A 14,630-nucleotide genomic window follows, 5' to 3' on the forward strand; every position below is an offset into this window, starting at 1 on the left:
GGATGGGCCGGCTCTCCCAGTTCAGGGAAATAAGCCAACGCTTCTAAAATGCCAAGCCCCTTTCCCGCGGCTTATGGCGTAGCGAGAAAGGGGCTTGTTGCATCATCGGCGCTGCGACGGCAGCGGAAACTACCAGTTATTCTTCCACATCATCGATTCGACCGGCTTGTCGGTGCGCTCGTTGTATTTGGCGTTGGCTTTTCGGTTGTAAAACATATTGACGTCGCCCTGCACGGCGAAATAGATAAGCTGGCCGATAGGCATGCCGCTGTAGATCCTAACGGCTTGAGTAACAGAGATTTCTAATGTCCACGTGTTGCAAAAGCCCACGTCGCCTTTGCCCGCCGTAGCATGAATATCAATGCCCAGCCGGCCGACGCTTGACTTGCCTTCCAGAAAAGGAACCTGCGCGTGGCTTTCGGTATACTCTTCCGTTACGCCCAAGTAGAGCGTATTGGGCTGAAGCACAAAGCCTTCGGCAGGAATTTCAAACACGTCGATTTCATTATGGCGGCGCGCATCCAATACCGCGTCGCGATAGGTAGCGAGGTAGCGGCCAAGGTGAACGTCGTACGAATTGGTGCCGAGGCAGGCCGGATCAAACGGTTCAATAACAATATTGCCACGCTCGATTTCGGCGAGGATCTGCTGGTCGGTGAGGATCATGCGGTCTTACTTCAGGGATTATCAATCTTGTTGCTGCTGGGGCTGTTCTGTCACGCTTTCGGTGCTTTGCAGCCCTTCCTGCGGCATCCGTATTTATTCGTTTTCGTCGTCGTAGCGATCTTCGGGAAGAGCACCGGTTGGGCGGCGGGCGGGCCGAACGCCGGTTTGTTGCTGCTCCAGATCATCGGCCAAGCTGTCGATGCGCGCGCGCAAATCTGGCAAGACGCTGGTTATCAGATACAACAGCATTAGGCTTGAAGCACCGGCCACGACCAACGTCAGGTAATCGAGCCAGTCGTGAGCGGAAGGCGCATCGGAAGCGTGCAGTGCAGGAGCCGAGGCCGCCGAACCTGTTTCGGCCAGATTGCCTTCGGGGCGCGGTGCGGGGTCCTCAACGGGCGCTGCGGCCACCGACTCGGTGCCTCCGTCGGCAGGCGGCACAGCGGCGCCATCGTCGGCTACTTCCTCAGGAGCGGGGTCTTCGGAGGCGTTAAACTGCGCCGTCGCCTGTTTGATCACCCGTTGGAGCGAGCGAATGAGCGCCACACGTTCGTCGCGAGGCAGCACGCGAATGAAAAACTCAAAGTTTTTGTCGATCAGAATGGCGTTTAGCTGCTTCTGAAATTCGGCTAAATCGGTGCGGCCTTTGCCAAAGTGGCCTTTGAAGCGCTCGGCTATGTCGTTGTAATTCAGAAACAACCGCTTGAGCTCGGCATTGCCGGCGTAGTCATCGAACTGGCGGCGCTGCTCGTGGGTACGCAGTGTAACCGGAAACTTGCGGCGCGTGAACGACTTATCGTACACGGTTTCCATGGTCTGGAAATTAAGCTCGTCCACGGAACGGTCGAACAGGCGTTTGTTGGCGGCAGCCGGCGTTTCGGATTGGGCCCGCAACGCTGCAGGTACGGCGAGCCACAGCAGCAGAAACACCAGAGATAAGGGGCGAAGTCGGAGCATAGCGGCAAAGGCAGTTTAGCTACAAAGGTAACCGCTGTTGCTTGCCGTTTCAGCAGCGAATGCCGATAAATCAGCGTGAATTAGCGGGTAGCCAGAAAAACTACCCTGCAAATGGGAAAGCCCGATGTTATTCTTAACGAAAAAGCTTCGCCAACCTAATAGCTTGCCGTGGAGGCTGCTATTTGAGTTGGCGAAGCTTTAACTAGTTATTTTAACTCTTATTTTTATAACTAATTGTCATTCAAACGGTTATAAGCCATGCGCTTCGCGCATAGATTCGCGGCAGGCATTCAGATAGAGGTCCACCAGCTCATCGGTGATGGCTGTAGATACAAATAGGGCTTCAAACTGAGCAGGGGCTAAGTAAATGCCGCGATGCAGCATGGCCCGGAAATAACGGCCAAAGGCTTCTAAATCAGCGGTCTTGGCACTCTCAAGGTCCGTTACTGGCTCGGACGTAAAGAATACGCTGAACATGGAGCCAACCTGATTGACGGTATAGTTCAGGCCCAGTTCCTGCGTAATCTGCCGTGTGCCGTCCACGATGCGCATGGTAATGCGGTTGAGCTCGTCGTAGAGTTCCGGGTGCTGTTGCAGATACGTTAGTTGGGCAATACCAGCCGCCGTGGCAATGGGGTTGCCGGACAGCGTACCAGCTTGGTAAACTTTGCCCGCGGGGGCCACGCAATCCATGATCTCGCGGCGGCCTCCGTAGGCACCTACTGGCATGCCGCCCCCGATGATTTTGCCCAGCGTGGTCATGTCGGGCGTGATGCCGTACAGCTCCTGCGCGCCGCCGCGGGCCAACCGGAACCCCGTCATTACTTCGTCGAATATCAGGACGATGCCATGCTGCGTGCACAAGCTGCGTAAGCCTTGCAAATAGCCTTCTACGGGTGCCACCAAACCCATATTGCCCACTACCGGCTCCAAGATGAGGGCGGCAACCTGGCCTTCGTTGACTTCAATGGCTTTGCGAGCGGCCTCGAGGTCGTTGTACGGAACCGTAATCGTGTCGCGGGCCACGCCTTCCGTAACGCCGGGCGAATCGGGGGTGCCCAGCGTGAGGGCGCCGCTGCCCGCCGCAATCAGGAAGGAATCGCCGTGGCCGTGGTAGCAGCCTTCAAACTTGATGATTTTGTCGCGGCCGGTGTAGCCCCGCGCCACCCGAATGGCCGACATGGTGGCTTCCGTACCCGAATTGACCAGCCGCACCTTTTCAATGCTGGGCACCATTTGCTTGATCAATTCTGCCATTTCCACTTCGCGCTGGGTAGGTGCTCCGAAGGATAATGACCCCGGAATAGCCTGCTGCACAGCCGCTAACACGACCTCAGGCGCATGCCCCAGAATCATAGGGCCCCAAGAATTGATGAAGTCAACGTACTGATTGCCATCGACATCGGTAAGCCATGCGCCTTTGGCCGACTGCATGAACACAGGGTGACCGCCTACGGCCCGAAAAGCCCGCACCGGCGAGTTGACCCCGCCCGGAATGTGGTCTTTGGCACGCGTGAACAAGGCGTCGCTGGTAGCGAGGGTGAGTTCAGGAGAAGGGGAAACGGGAGTTGACATAGAAACGGATTTGAAGAACAAGCAAGAAAGCTTCAGCTCGGAAATGTAAACCGGTGGCGCGGGTATAACCTACCGCAGGCCGACGGGGTTCAGTACCTCGATTTCTAGGTGCTCGAGTTTAGTGATGGGCACGTACTGGTTGTCATGCGCCCCGTTGGGGTATCCGATGCCTTGAAACACAGACCCCGAAACGGGCCCCGAAGCCGCCAGATTTTGCTGGAAAGCCGGCCCGAACTGGTGCAGCTGGGAGCCGAAGTAGTAGAGCAGCTCGAAGCCGATGTTGGCAAAAACGGAAGGCGGTAGATTCTGCCGCTGTATGTAGAGCTGCCGGAAGCGCCGCACGCCGAAAGCCGTCTTGTCGAGGTGGTGAGGATCGATGAAATAGACGTCGCGGGCGTCGAGCTGGCCCAGGCTAATGCGCGGGTTTTCCAGCCACGAAGCGTAGGTAATCAACGGAATGCGAGCTCCTTGGGCTTGCAGCAGGCCCATCACATACGGCCCGGCTTTCCGGTTATCCGAAGCAACAACCAAATGCCCAACCGTTTTCAAATCGATGCCCGAAAAAGCTGTATTAAGTGCTTCCTCAGCGTCGGAATCGACCATGCGCAACACTTGTACTTTGCCGCCTAAAGCCTCATAAGCAGCTTTATAAGCTTGTCCGAACGCCGTTTCGTTCTTGGTATCTTCGTAGATAACGACAGCCGTGCGGCCCGTGAAATGCGAAAACGCAAACTGCGCGGCCTGGCGGGCTTGGGTGGTATTGCTGGGTTCAAACAAGTAGTGCCACTCGTTGTCGAGCACCAACTCTCCGTCCTGAGATAAAGGGTTGACACACAGGATCTGACGCTCGCGGGCATAGCGCGCCAGAATCTTACTGCCCGATTTGTAAACCGGTCCGATAATCATGTCCATGCCGGCCAGTTCGGGCAGCGCCAGTACCTGCTTGAGCTGGAGGGTATCGGCGCCGGTATCGTAGGCAAACAGCTGTACAGGGTGGTTCTCACGTTGAAGCGAGTCCTGCGCAATGCGCATTCCGGCATACAAATCCGACACAAACTGGTTCTTGCGGATTTTCTCCCAGCTCGGATCGTTAAACTCGAAAGGCAGCAGCACGGCTACGTTGTAGCTGCCTTTCTTGACGGCCCGCGGCCGTGGCGTGTAGCGGTTGCGGTCGAGGCTGAATTGGGTGATGAGCTGATCGAGGGTGCTTTTGTCGGCGTCGGTATACCAGCCATCGCTGACGAGCTTGTTGGCGTAGGCGCGGCCCACAGCGGCATCTTGCGGGTATTTGCGCAACAAGTTCTGAAACAAGGGTTTGTCTTTGATGCGGGGCAGGTAAGTTGCCTTCATGTTCTCCCGCTCGGCGTCGAGCTGGCCCGCCGGAATTTGGTTGAGCACGGTCAAAGCGTTGTCCGGCTCGGCTTGCTCGAAGGAAACCTGCGCCTGCAGAAAAAATGCATCCGGCATACCGGGCCACGACGGATACTCGGTGCGCAGCAAATTGAGCATTTGCTCGGCATCGGCCCACTTTTTGGCGCGGGTAGCTGCCACGGCGTAGAGATAAGCCGATTCTGGGGCCTTGGCAAACTTGGCAGCCGGGGCTGTAAGCGGCTCCAATTCCTGCATCGCGAGGTCGTAGCGAGCTTGGTTAATCAGCGTTTTACCGTTCTGATACCGCACCGACTGATCGCTGGAACCCAAGTTAGCGGGCAGGGGCGGCTGGGGTTTCGCCGCTGGAGCCGCAGCTTTGGCAGCACCAGTCGGCGAAGGATCAGCGGTGACGGAAGTCGTTGACTTATTGGTGATTGCAGAGGTGTTGGCAGGCACACTCGTTTTGGCAGGTGCGGGGCTTGTCTTGGCCGGAACACTGGTTTTTGGCGACGCCGTGCCCGTAGGCGCGGTAGTGGTTTTGGTCCCTGAGGTTGTGCCAGGCTTGGCGGCGGCTCCAGGCTTCACGATGGGGGTAGTGGTCTTCGGCGGGGTGGCCGTGCGCGGTGGGGGCGTAGTGGCCGGGCGAGTAGTTGGTTGCTGAGCTTGGGCAGTAAAGGGGGCCGCCAACAAGACACAGAAAAACCGCAGAGCGAAGAGATGCCTCATGCGAGGAGCCAGAGTTAGAAACAAGAAATAAACGCAGTCGCGACAGAAATTTTCCGTAGTAGCAAAGGTACGCAGGAACGGCGGGGAAGGTAATTTTTGGCGCCGCAAAGAGCCTTTAACAAGGACTATTTTACCTTAACTGTGCAAAAACAAAGCAACCCTATGGCCCCAGCTTGTCAGCCGCCATTGCTACCGCCAAGTAACGCTATGCCTTAATATCCAATATCTTAGCAAAAGAAGGCAAAAGACCTTCTTCAGCTTTCCACACGGATTTCTCGTAGTAGGGTAGCTGAAATGCATAAGTTGCCGCACTGGTTTTGTTGTTGCTACTTGGTTCACCAGAGTTTAGATAATGGATTTTACACCTCCTGCCCACGCCCTGCGCCAACGGCTTAGTCTCCTGTTCATTTTGGGGGCATCCCTCACTTTAAGCGTGGTGCTGATTACGCTTCGGGTGTTCATGACGCACCAACTCACCTTTATTTTTCTGTTGTGGAATCTGTTTCTGGCGCTCATCCCGTTTGGCATGAGCACCATGCTGGGCACAGCGGCCGGGCCGTTGCGCGCCCGGGTGTTGCTGCCAGTCGGAGCGGTATGGATGCTGTTTTTTCCGAATGCACCGTACATTCTCACCGACCTTTTTCACCTCGAGCCCCGCGTTGGCGTGCCGTATTGGTATGACCTGGCCCTAATCCTGAGTTGCGCCTGGAACGGACTGATGCTTGCGTACGCTTCGCTGCTGGATATGCAGGCCTTGGTACAACGTAGGTTGGGCGTGGCAGCCAGTTGGCTGTTTGCCACAATCGCGCTGATGCTCAGTAGCTTTGGCGTGTATTTGGGCCGCTACATGCGTTTCAATAGCTGGGATGTGATCACTAACCCACTGGAGCTTTTCTACGACATCCTCAACCGGGTCCTGCACCCATTTGCGCACCGCGGCACTTGGGGCGTCACGTTACTCTTTGGCGTTTTTCTGCTGCTAGGGTACATGACGGTGCGGCAGCTCGGCCGAGTAGACAGTACCGCCTCAACTGATTGATTATATGATTGTTATGTAATGGATCTAATTTATAAATATCTGATTTTTAGGTATTTATAGAATACGCGTCCAATATCCCAAACAGCATCTTGCGGCTTTCTGCCAGCTTATAAACTTCATCCCGAATCTGCTGCTCAGTTTGCACAAAGGGTGCAGGTATCAGCTCGTGGGCATCGTGCGTAAGCATCTGATCGATAATGATTTCCGTCAATTCCGGATGAAATTGTACGCCGACTATCTTTGTGCCGTAAGCAAATGCCTGGTTTTCACAGGCTTGCGAAGAAGCCAGAACGGTTGCGCCGGCCGGTAATGAGAAGGTTTCGCCGTGCCAGTGCATCACTGTGGAAGCCAAAGAAACATGGCGGAATAAGGGGTGCTGCGCAGCCTCGGGAGCAAACTGAACCGGCAGGAAGCCAATTTCCGGCTCCGCATTAGCATACACGCGGCCACCTAGGGCTTCGGCCAAGAGCTGTGCTCCGAGGCAAATCCCTAACACGCGCTTCCCCAACTCAATTGCCGTCCGTAGAAGCGCTTTTTCAGCTCGGAGCCACGGGAAAACCGCTTCGTCGTGCACACTCATTGCCCCGCCCAACACGATGAGCAAATCAAACTGAGCAGGGTCAGGAAAACTTGGTTCGGACTCGAACAAGCGGGTAACCGTAAGCTCACATCCGTGTTGCTCGGCCCATTCGAGGATGCTGCCGGGCGTCTCAAAAGAAATATGCTGGAGGCAATGAATCCGCATTACTGTCTGCAAAAGAAATCAGAAGAGTGCCCTAATGACGGCACATTAAAGACTACTAAGCTCTTGCAAAAAAGGCCGCTGACGTAAAGCCAGTAGCCTTTTTTATTTGCCAAACGCGCGCTATTCCCATTCAATGGTAGCCGGCGGCTTCGACGAAATATCGTACACCACGCGGTTGATGCCGCGCACTTGGTTGATGATTTTGTTCGACACGTCGGCCAGAAAGTCGTAGGGCAGGTGGGCCCAGTCGGCGGTCATGCCATCGACGCTGGTTACGGCGCGCAACGCCACCACTTGCTCATACGTGCGCTCGTCGCCCATCACGCCTACGCTCTGGATCGGCAGCAGCATCACACCCGCCTGCCACACTTGGTCGTAAAGGCCGGTCTGGCGCAACGAATCGATGAAAATGGCGTCGGCGCGCTGGAGCAGATCTACTTTCTGCGGCGTGATGTCGCCGAGAATGCGAATGGCCAACCCCGGACCGGGAAAAGGATGTCGGTGCAGGATGTTGTGCGGAAGTCCCAGCGTATCACCCACTTGCCGCACTTCATCTTTGAACAAAGCCCGCAGGGGCTCCACAATTTTGAGATTCATGCGGTCGGGGAGGCCACCTACGTTGTGATGGCTCTTGATGGTCACGGCCGGCCCTTTCACCGACACCGACTCGATCACGTCGGGGTAGATGGTGCCTTGGGCCAGCCACTTTGCACCTTCTACTTTATGTGCCTCACGGTCAAAGACTTCGATAAAGGTGCGGCCAATGGCTTTGCGCTTCTGCTCGGGATCGGAGAGGCCTGTCAGGGCCGAGTAGAATTCCTGCGAAGCATTCACGCCCTGTACGTTGAGACCCAGGCCTTTATACGCGTGCAAGACGCCCTCGTACTCGTCTTTACGCAGCAGGCCGTTGTCGACAAAAATACCATAAAGCCGATCGCCGATGGCGCGGTGCAGCAACAACGCCGCCACCGACGAATCGACGCCCCCCGAAAGGCCCAAAATGACTTTTTCATCGGGGCCGATGGTGTGTTGGAGCGCCAGCACCATGCTGTCCACAAAGTGTTCCGGAGTCCAGCTTTGGTCGCAGCTGCAGATATCCACCACGAAATTGCGCATCAACGTTTTGCCTTCGCTCGAGTGCGTTACTTCGGGGTGAAACTGGATTCCGTAAGTAGGCTGCCCCTCAAGGTGATAGGCGGCTACGTCGACCTCGGGCGTGCTAGCGATGATTTCAAACCCGGCCGGCAGCACCTTAATGGTATCGCCGTGCGACATCCAAACCTGCGAATCGAGGCTCAGGTCACGCACCAACGCATTGCTGCGGTCGAGGTGGCTAAGCCGGGCACGCCCGTACTCGCGAATGGTGGCTGGCAACACCTCGCCCCCGGCTTGGTGAGCCAGCAATTGCGCGCCGTAGCAAATGCCCAGAACCGGTACTCGGCCCAAATAGCGGCTGAGATCGGGATTTGGGGCTTCGGGGTCGCGTACGGAGCACGGCGAGCCCGAAAGCACCACGCCCCGGATATCCTCAGTGAGGTCCGGGGCGTGTGTATATGGATGAATCTCGCAGTAGACGTTCAGCTCGCGAATGCGTCGGGCAATGAGCTGCGTGTACTGGGAGCCAAAATCGAGAATCAGAATTTGTTGCGGCATGGGCAAAGGTAGGCAGGGGAGATGAGCAGGCAAAACGACGAGGGGTTCAAAGGAGGGGAGCTCGCTTGCCGACGCATTTCAAAGCCAAATATGTTTTCTTAAAATCAGTCAATTTATAAGTGCTATTAAGTCACATTTACTCTGAATAATTCTATAATCCTATAGCTCAACCATCGCGGCAAATGAAAGAAGGGCCATTGTATCGCAATTGTTATATGTTTTGCGGAAAATCTTACGGTCACATTGGGTTAAGCAGTAGCCTTTTTCAGCGCTTAGAAGAGTAAGAATTTAGATCAGCAATTACTCCTGTCTACTTATGCCCATGCGCTACCTACTCCGCTCCCTCGCCGTTCTCGCTTCGTTGTTTCTTACTTCGGTGGCCGTGGCACAATCTGGAAATACCGAGCCGCAATTGGCTGTTGTGCCCGTAACGGCGCCTGCATCCATTAATGAGCAAAGGCCTGATAAAGAAACGGTTAGTACTGCCCCTGATTTTGCAAACACGGCATCTGCCGAGCCTGCCTCCGCTATTGTTGAGAAATCAAAGCTCGACGCAGTGGCACACATGAAGCCTGTGCTTATAACAGGACGGGTCACGAACGAACAGAATCTACCAATGGCCGGCGTGACGGTGAGCCTGAAGGGCTCGGCTGCCCTCACCATTACCGACGCTGAAGGGAAGTACACGCTGCAAGCCCCAGCCGGTACCAACGCCATATTATATAGCTACGGAGGGTATCAGGACAAAGAGCTGTTTGCCAGTAACTTCCTGCCAGTGGTAGTAAGTTTGATGCCGACATCAACGACCAAGGAGAAAAATCGCGGCAAGCGTGATCGGTAAGCAGGGCTTGGTGCTGGTGAGGTCAGTTAGTCCGCACCGATTTATTTTGGCCTGACGTACAGGCTAAGATTTTGTAAGTAGTTAGCTAGGTGGGTATTGCAGCCTCGATGGATGACAGAAACCGCAATCCGGCGCTCAGAAACCAAAAAAACTTGTGCGTTCTTACAATCCCTACGTATATTTGTCCCGGCGAATCAGTACGACCAGCTCCTGCTGAACTCCCCCAGGACCGGAAGGTAGCAAGGGTAGGTGGTTGAGCGGTGCGATATTGGTTCGCTTTTTTTTGCCCTTACCTCAACAAGTGTTGTTAAAGCACTTGTTGAGTTAGCTTCTGGCAAGGTCCAGAAACATATCTATCGAAACCCCGTGGCCTTTTCGCCACGGGGTTTTTGTTTGTCCTGTCAGAAATGGATATTTTGCTTGTTGATATAAGTGCATGAACACCAAATAGTTATATTAAACATTGTAAGAAATGCGTGAAATTCTGGCGAAGGGTATTCTGCTGCTTAATTTGGCTACAGGCGTGTATAATTAGCTACTATTGTGTTGTTTACTCCTAAAATTTACTTTCCGAATCAACGTCGCTGCTCCTATGCCTGTTTCTTGCCAACGTGTGCTGATTCCTTTGTTTGGTTTGGGGTTGTTGGCCGGCTGCCAGCGCCAGCCCACCGCTGAAACCGTCAGCACCACAAACCCTGCTGTTGCTGTCGCAACGCCGGCTATTGAAGTGTCGTCAGCGGATCTCGAGGGCTACCTCAAAGCCGTATCCTCCGACGAGTTTCAGGGCCGTAAGCCGTTCACGGCGGGCGAAGAAAAGGTAACCACTTATCTGGCTGATGAATTCAAGAAGCTCGGCCTCCAGCCTGGCCCCAATGGCAGCTACTTTCAGGATGTGCCTATGGTGGAAATCACGGCCACGCCTGCTCCAACCATTCAGATTAAGGGCAAAGGCAAAAGCCTGACGCTGAATTACAAAACCGATTATGTTGCGTTTACGCAGCAAGAGAAGCCGGTGGTGGCGGTGCAAAATTCGCCCCTGGTGTTTGCTGGCTACGGGGTGGTGGCGCCCGAGTACGGCTGGGACGACTACGCCGGGCGGGACGTGCGGGGCAAAACCGTGGTCGTGCTGGTCAACGACCCGGGCAACGCGGGCGCGGACTCGACCGTGTTCAAGGGCCATGCCATGACCTACTACGGCCGCTGGACCTACAAGTACGAGGAGGCCGCCCGCCACGGCGCCGCCGGCCTGCTCATCGTCCACGACACCAAGCCCGCCGCCTATCCCTGGTCGGTGGTGCAAAGTGGTGCGTTAGGCGCCAAACTACGGCCCCAAACGCCGGACAAAGGCGCCAGCAAGTGTGCCCTGGAAGGCTGGGTCACGCTGGACGCGGCCAAGCGCCTGTTTGCCGCCGCCGGCCAGAACTACGACGAAGCCTACGCCGCCGCCAATACAAAAGGCTTCAAAGCCCGTCCGCTGGGGTTGACGCTGAGCACCAGCATTCAAAATAAGTTGAATCGTCGGGTTTCCAAAAACGTACTGGCCGTGCTGCCAGGCGCAACTCGCCCCGGAGAATACATCATCTATTCGGCCCACTGGGATCACTTTGGTATTGGCAAAGCCATCAACGGAGACTCCATTTACAACGGTGCCGTTGATGACGGAACGGGGCTGGCAGCGCTTCTGAGTATTGCCAAAGCCTTCACTCAAACTCCCACCAAACCCGGCCGCACCATTGTGTTTCTGGCCGTGACCGGCGAAGAGCAGGGTTTGCTGGGCTCGGCCTATTACGCAGCGCACCCGCTCTACCCGCTGGCCAAAACCGTGGCCGACCTGAACATGGACATGCTCTGGCCATACGGGCCGATGAAGGACTTGACGGTGATCGGGTATGGACAATCGGAGTTGGAAGAGTATGCCCGCGACGCTGCCAAAGCCCAGGATCGTTACATTTTGCCTGATCAGAACCCCGAAACCGGCATGTTTTACCGTTCCGATCACTTCAGCTTCGCCCACGTGGGTGTGCCTTCGCTGTATGCCAGCGGTGGTTTCGAAAGCCGCGAAAAAGGCAAAGACTACGTCGCGCAGTTGCGGCAGAATTACACAGCCCAGCAGTATCATAAGCCTCAGGATCAGTATGATCCACAATGGGACTTGCGCGGAATTACGCAGGATGCTCAACTCTATTTCATGGTGGGCCAGCGCTTGGCCAGCGAAACTACATTCCCAAAATGGCGCGCCACTTCCGAATTTAAGGGCGCTCGCGACAAGAGCCTACAGGAATAAAACAAGCGTGAGCTCGCTTTTACGAAGCAGCCGAAAAGGAAACGCTTCGGCAGCGTATCTGCTTTAGTGCCCCAAAACGGTTAGCTTTGAGCATTCTTTTTTAACCTTCTGCTGCATGAAATTTTTCATCGATACCGCCAATCTCAAAGACATTCAGGAAGCCGTAGAACTTGGCGTACTGGATGGCGTCACTACCAACCCTTCGCTGATGGCCAAAGAAGGCATCAAGGGCATGGACAACATCATGGCTCACTATAAGCAGATCTGCGAAATGGTGGACGGAGATGTGTCGGCGGAAGTGATCGCCGTAGATTTTGACGAAATGGTGCGGGAAGGGGAGATGTTTGCCGATTTGCACCCCAACATCGTGGTAAAAGTGCCCATGACGCGCGACGGCGTAAAAGCCATCAAGCACTTCTCCGAAAAAGGCATCAAAACCAACTGCACGCTGATTTTCACGGCTGGGCAGGCATTGTTGGCGGCGAAGGCGGGCGCCACCTATGTATCGCCGTTTGTAGGGCGCCTTGATGATATCGGGCACGACGGGTTGCAGCTGATCCAGCAGATCGTGGATATTTTCAGCAACTACGGGTATCCTACGCAAGTGCTGGCGGCTTCCGTGCGCCACGTGCCACACCTGATCCAGTGCGCTGAGCTGGGTGCCGATGTGGTAACCTGTCCGCTCAACGTGATTACGGGCCTGCTCAACCACCCGCTCACCGACAAAGGCCTGGCCCAGTTTCTGGCTGACCACAAGAAAGTCAACGGGTAACCGTTTCAAATAACAAGGCTGGAGTATGGTTTGGTAAGTACCTGTGCTGCGTATTTCTCAAATTATACTCCGCTATTTCTTCCCAGCAGTGTACATCATCAAGGTAAAAGGCAAGGCCAAGATTCCGGACTATATCCAGCTGCGCGACGAAGCATTTGTGCTCATCGCGTATTTCCGCGCCGACCGTCCGCTGAAGGATCTGCACCGTTACGGTCTGGAAGGCAAGGAAACCGAGCTGGCCGGCGTTATTGAAGGCCTGGAATTTGGCAAACTACAGAAGCTGGAAATTTGATATTGGGTGCCTGCAAGGCTGAGATTTCCACCTCCCCGAAGCCGCGTTGCCCGTTTCCCTAATACCCGAATCGCATGTCAGTTATTGAGCTGCACGACGCCTATATCATGCAGGACGTGAACACGGTGCTGCAAAAAGTCTCGTTTGAGCTTGAAAAAGGTGAATTTGCTTACCTCGTGGGGCGCACAGGCTCAGGCAAAAGCTCGCTCCTGAAAACGCTCTACGCCGACTTGCCATTGGGCGCTGGTGTGGGTACGGTAGTCGGGTATCCGTTGCAGAAGCTGAGCTTGGGCAAGGTGCCTTTTCTGCGTCGGAAGCTGGGCATTATTTTCCAAGACTTCCAATTGCTTTTCGACCGCACCGTGGCCGAAAACCTCACGTTTGTGCTCCGAGCCACGGGTTGGAGCGGCAAAGCAAAAATTCAACAGCGCATTTCTGAGGTGCTGATGCGCGTAGGATTGGCCAACTCGGCGGCCAAAATGCCTCACCAGCTTTCCGGCGGTGAGCAGCAACGCGTTGTCATTGCGCGAGCGCTGCTCAACGAACCGCTGCTGCTGCTGGCCGACGAGCCAACCGGCAACCTCGACCCCGACGTAGCCGACAGCATCATGCGCCTGTTCGTAGAGATCAACAACTCCGGTACGGCCGTCTTGATGGCTACACACAACTATCAGATTATCAAGCAGTACCCAAAGCGGGTGCTGAAGTGCGAAAACGGTCAGCTGCTCGATTCTGCGCGGGCTTCTGTGGTGCTACCCGAGTAGTCAGGGGTTGCTGCAATGGATATTGCGCCCGGACTTTCCATCCTGATTCCGGTGTACAACCGCGACGTGACGGGGCTGGTGCGCGCTTTGCTGGCTCAAGCGCCGGCTTGGGACGGCCCCGTCGAGATTATTTGTCTAGATGATGCATCGGAAGTCGCGTTTGCGGCGCTCAATCGCGGGCTGGCTTCCCTAGCAGCGGTGCGCTACGAGGAGCTACCGGAAAACGTAGGCCGAGCCATCATTCGCAACCGTTTGGCGGCGGCGGCACACCATCCGTGGCTGTTATTGCTTGATAACGACAGCGTATTGCCCGACGCCGATTTTCTGTCCCGCTACGCGCACAACCGCGATCGGGCGCCCGTGCTGGTGGGCGGCACGATTTATCCGGCGGCGCCGCCAACCGATCCGGCGTTGCGGTTGCGGTGGCTCTACGGCCGGCTGCGGGAAGCGCGCCCAGCGGCTCTGCGTCAACGTAATTCGCATAACCAGCTGACCCTGAATAATATGCTGATACAGGCAGATGTCTTTCGGCGCTTTGGACTCGATGAGCAGCTAACTGACTATGGGCACGAAGACACTAAATTTGGTTGGCTTTTGCGCGCAGCGGGTGTGGCCGTTCACCACCTCGACAACCCCGTGCTCCACGACGGCTTGGAGAGCGCGTCGATCTTTCTGCAAAAGACCCACGATGCCGTGCGCAATCTCGCGCGCCTGTATTTGACGGAAGGGCTCGGTCGCGAAACCAAGCTCCTGCGCACGGCCCTTCGCCTGCGCCGTTTGGGACTAAGCGAAGCAGTACGGGCGGCATTTCGGTTGCGTTACCAGCAAGTACAGCTCAATCTGCTCTCCGGCAAGCCCAATTTGCGCCAACTCGACGCCCTAAAGCTGTATTGGCTGTTGGAGGAGTTGTCGGTAAGTGTTTGATTATTAAAGAGATATAAAAAA

General features: G+C 55.5%; 13 protein-coding genes and 1 other RNA gene. 8 read left to right on the plus strand and 6 right to left on the minus strand.

Going from position 1 to position 14,630, the window contains the following annotated elements; genetic code table 11:
* Positions 1-129 precede the first annotated feature (129 nt).
* The 4 genes from dcd to H9I52_RS05670 all read right to left on the minus strand — a co-directional run bounded on the left by dcd (position 130) and on the right by H9I52_RS05670 (position 5,295).
* Positions 130-666, minus strand: coding sequence for a dCTP deaminase (dcd, locus tag H9I52_RS05655; protein ID WP_187453026.1), 537 nt, complete (start codon positions 664-666; stop codon positions 130-132).
* Positions 667-759: 93 nt separating this feature from the next.
* Entirely contained in the window at positions 760-1,623 is an 864-nt protein-coding gene (locus H9I52_RS05660; RefSeq protein WP_187453027.1) for a hypothetical protein, read from the minus strand.
* A 249-nt stretch (positions 1,624-1,872) separates the two neighbouring features.
* A complete protein-coding gene (hemL, locus tag H9I52_RS05665; protein ID WP_187453028.1) occupies positions 1,873-3,198 on the minus strand; it encodes a glutamate-1-semialdehyde 2,1-aminomutase in 1,326 nt (441 codons plus the stop codon).
* Positions 3,199-3,267: 69 nt separating this feature from the next.
* Positions 3,268-5,295, minus strand: a complete 2,028-nt coding sequence (locus tag H9I52_RS05670; protein ID WP_187453029.1) for an ABC transporter substrate-binding protein — start codon at positions 5,293-5,295, stop codon at positions 3,268-3,270.
* A 352-nt stretch (positions 5,296-5,647) separates the two neighbouring features.
* Here H9I52_RS05670 and H9I52_RS05675 point away from each other — a divergent pair, with 352 nt between their 5' ends.
* Positions 5,648-6,334 carry a DUF1361 domain-containing protein gene (locus H9I52_RS05675; RefSeq protein ID WP_187453030.1) on the plus strand — a complete coding sequence of 229 codons (687 nt, stop codon included), beginning with the start codon at positions 5,648-5,650 and terminating at the stop codon, positions 6,332-6,334.
* A 46-nt stretch (positions 6,335-6,380) separates the two neighbouring features.
* On the opposite strand, the gene H9I52_RS05680 is transcribed toward H9I52_RS05675, so the two are convergent.
* Positions 6,381-7,079: a type 1 glutamine amidotransferase gene (locus tag H9I52_RS05680; protein ID WP_187453031.1), complete on the minus strand. Its 699-nt coding sequence runs from the start codon at positions 7,077-7,079 to the stop codon at positions 6,381-6,383.
* A gap of 120 nt (positions 7,080-7,199) precedes the next feature.
* Positions 7,200-8,732 carry a glutamine-hydrolyzing GMP synthase gene (gene guaA, locus H9I52_RS05685; RefSeq protein WP_187453032.1) on the minus strand — a complete coding sequence of 511 codons (1,533 nt, stop codon included), beginning with the start codon at positions 8,730-8,732 and terminating at the stop codon, positions 7,200-7,202.
* Between the two features lie 322 nt (positions 8,733-9,054).
* Between guaA and H9I52_RS05690 the strand changes: the two genes are divergently transcribed.
* From H9I52_RS05690 to H9I52_RS05720, 7 genes are all read left to right on the plus strand, one after another.
* The gene (locus H9I52_RS05690; protein ID WP_187453033.1) at positions 9,055-9,573 is read left to right on the plus strand and encodes a carboxypeptidase-like regulatory domain-containing protein; all 519 of its coding nucleotides are present in this window, start codon (positions 9,055-9,057) and stop codon (positions 9,571-9,573) included.
* A gap of 186 nt (positions 9,574-9,759) precedes the next feature.
* Positions 9,760-9,856, plus strand: an RNA gene (gene ffs / locus H9I52_RS05695) — signal recognition particle sRNA small type.
* 309 nt (positions 9,857-10,165) lie between these two features.
* Positions 10,166-11,857 carry a M28 family metallopeptidase gene (locus H9I52_RS05700; protein ID WP_187453034.1) on the plus strand — a complete coding sequence of 564 codons (1,692 nt, stop codon included), beginning with the start codon at positions 10,166-10,168 and terminating at the stop codon, positions 11,855-11,857.
* Between the two features lie 115 nt (positions 11,858-11,972).
* Positions 11,973-12,629, plus strand: a complete 657-nt coding sequence (fsa, locus tag H9I52_RS05705) for a fructose-6-phosphate aldolase (RefSeq protein ID WP_139513508.1) — start codon at positions 11,973-11,975, stop codon at positions 12,627-12,629.
* An 88-nt stretch (positions 12,630-12,717) separates the two neighbouring features.
* On the plus strand, positions 12,718-12,921 hold the full coding sequence (locus H9I52_RS05710) for a fructose-6-phosphate aldolase (RefSeq protein WP_139517639.1): 204 nt from the start codon (positions 12,718-12,720) through the stop codon (positions 12,919-12,921).
* A 74-nt stretch (positions 12,922-12,995) separates the two neighbouring features.
* On the plus strand, positions 12,996-13,685 hold the full coding sequence (locus tag H9I52_RS05715; protein WP_139513507.1) for a cell division ATP-binding protein FtsE: 690 nt from the start codon (positions 12,996-12,998) through the stop codon (positions 13,683-13,685).
* Between the two features lie 15 nt (positions 13,686-13,700).
* Positions 13,701-14,609, plus strand: coding sequence for a glycosyltransferase family 2 protein (locus H9I52_RS05720; RefSeq protein ID WP_187453035.1), 909 nt, complete (start codon positions 13,701-13,703; stop codon positions 14,607-14,609).
* Positions 14,610-14,630 lie beyond the last annotated feature (21 nt).

Origin of the sequence: Hymenobacter sp. BT491 (assembly GCF_014349165.1) — a bacterium.
In the GTDB taxonomy this organism is placed as follows: domain Bacteria; phylum Bacteroidota; class Bacteroidia; order Cytophagales; family Hymenobacteraceae; genus Hymenobacter; species Hymenobacter jejuensis.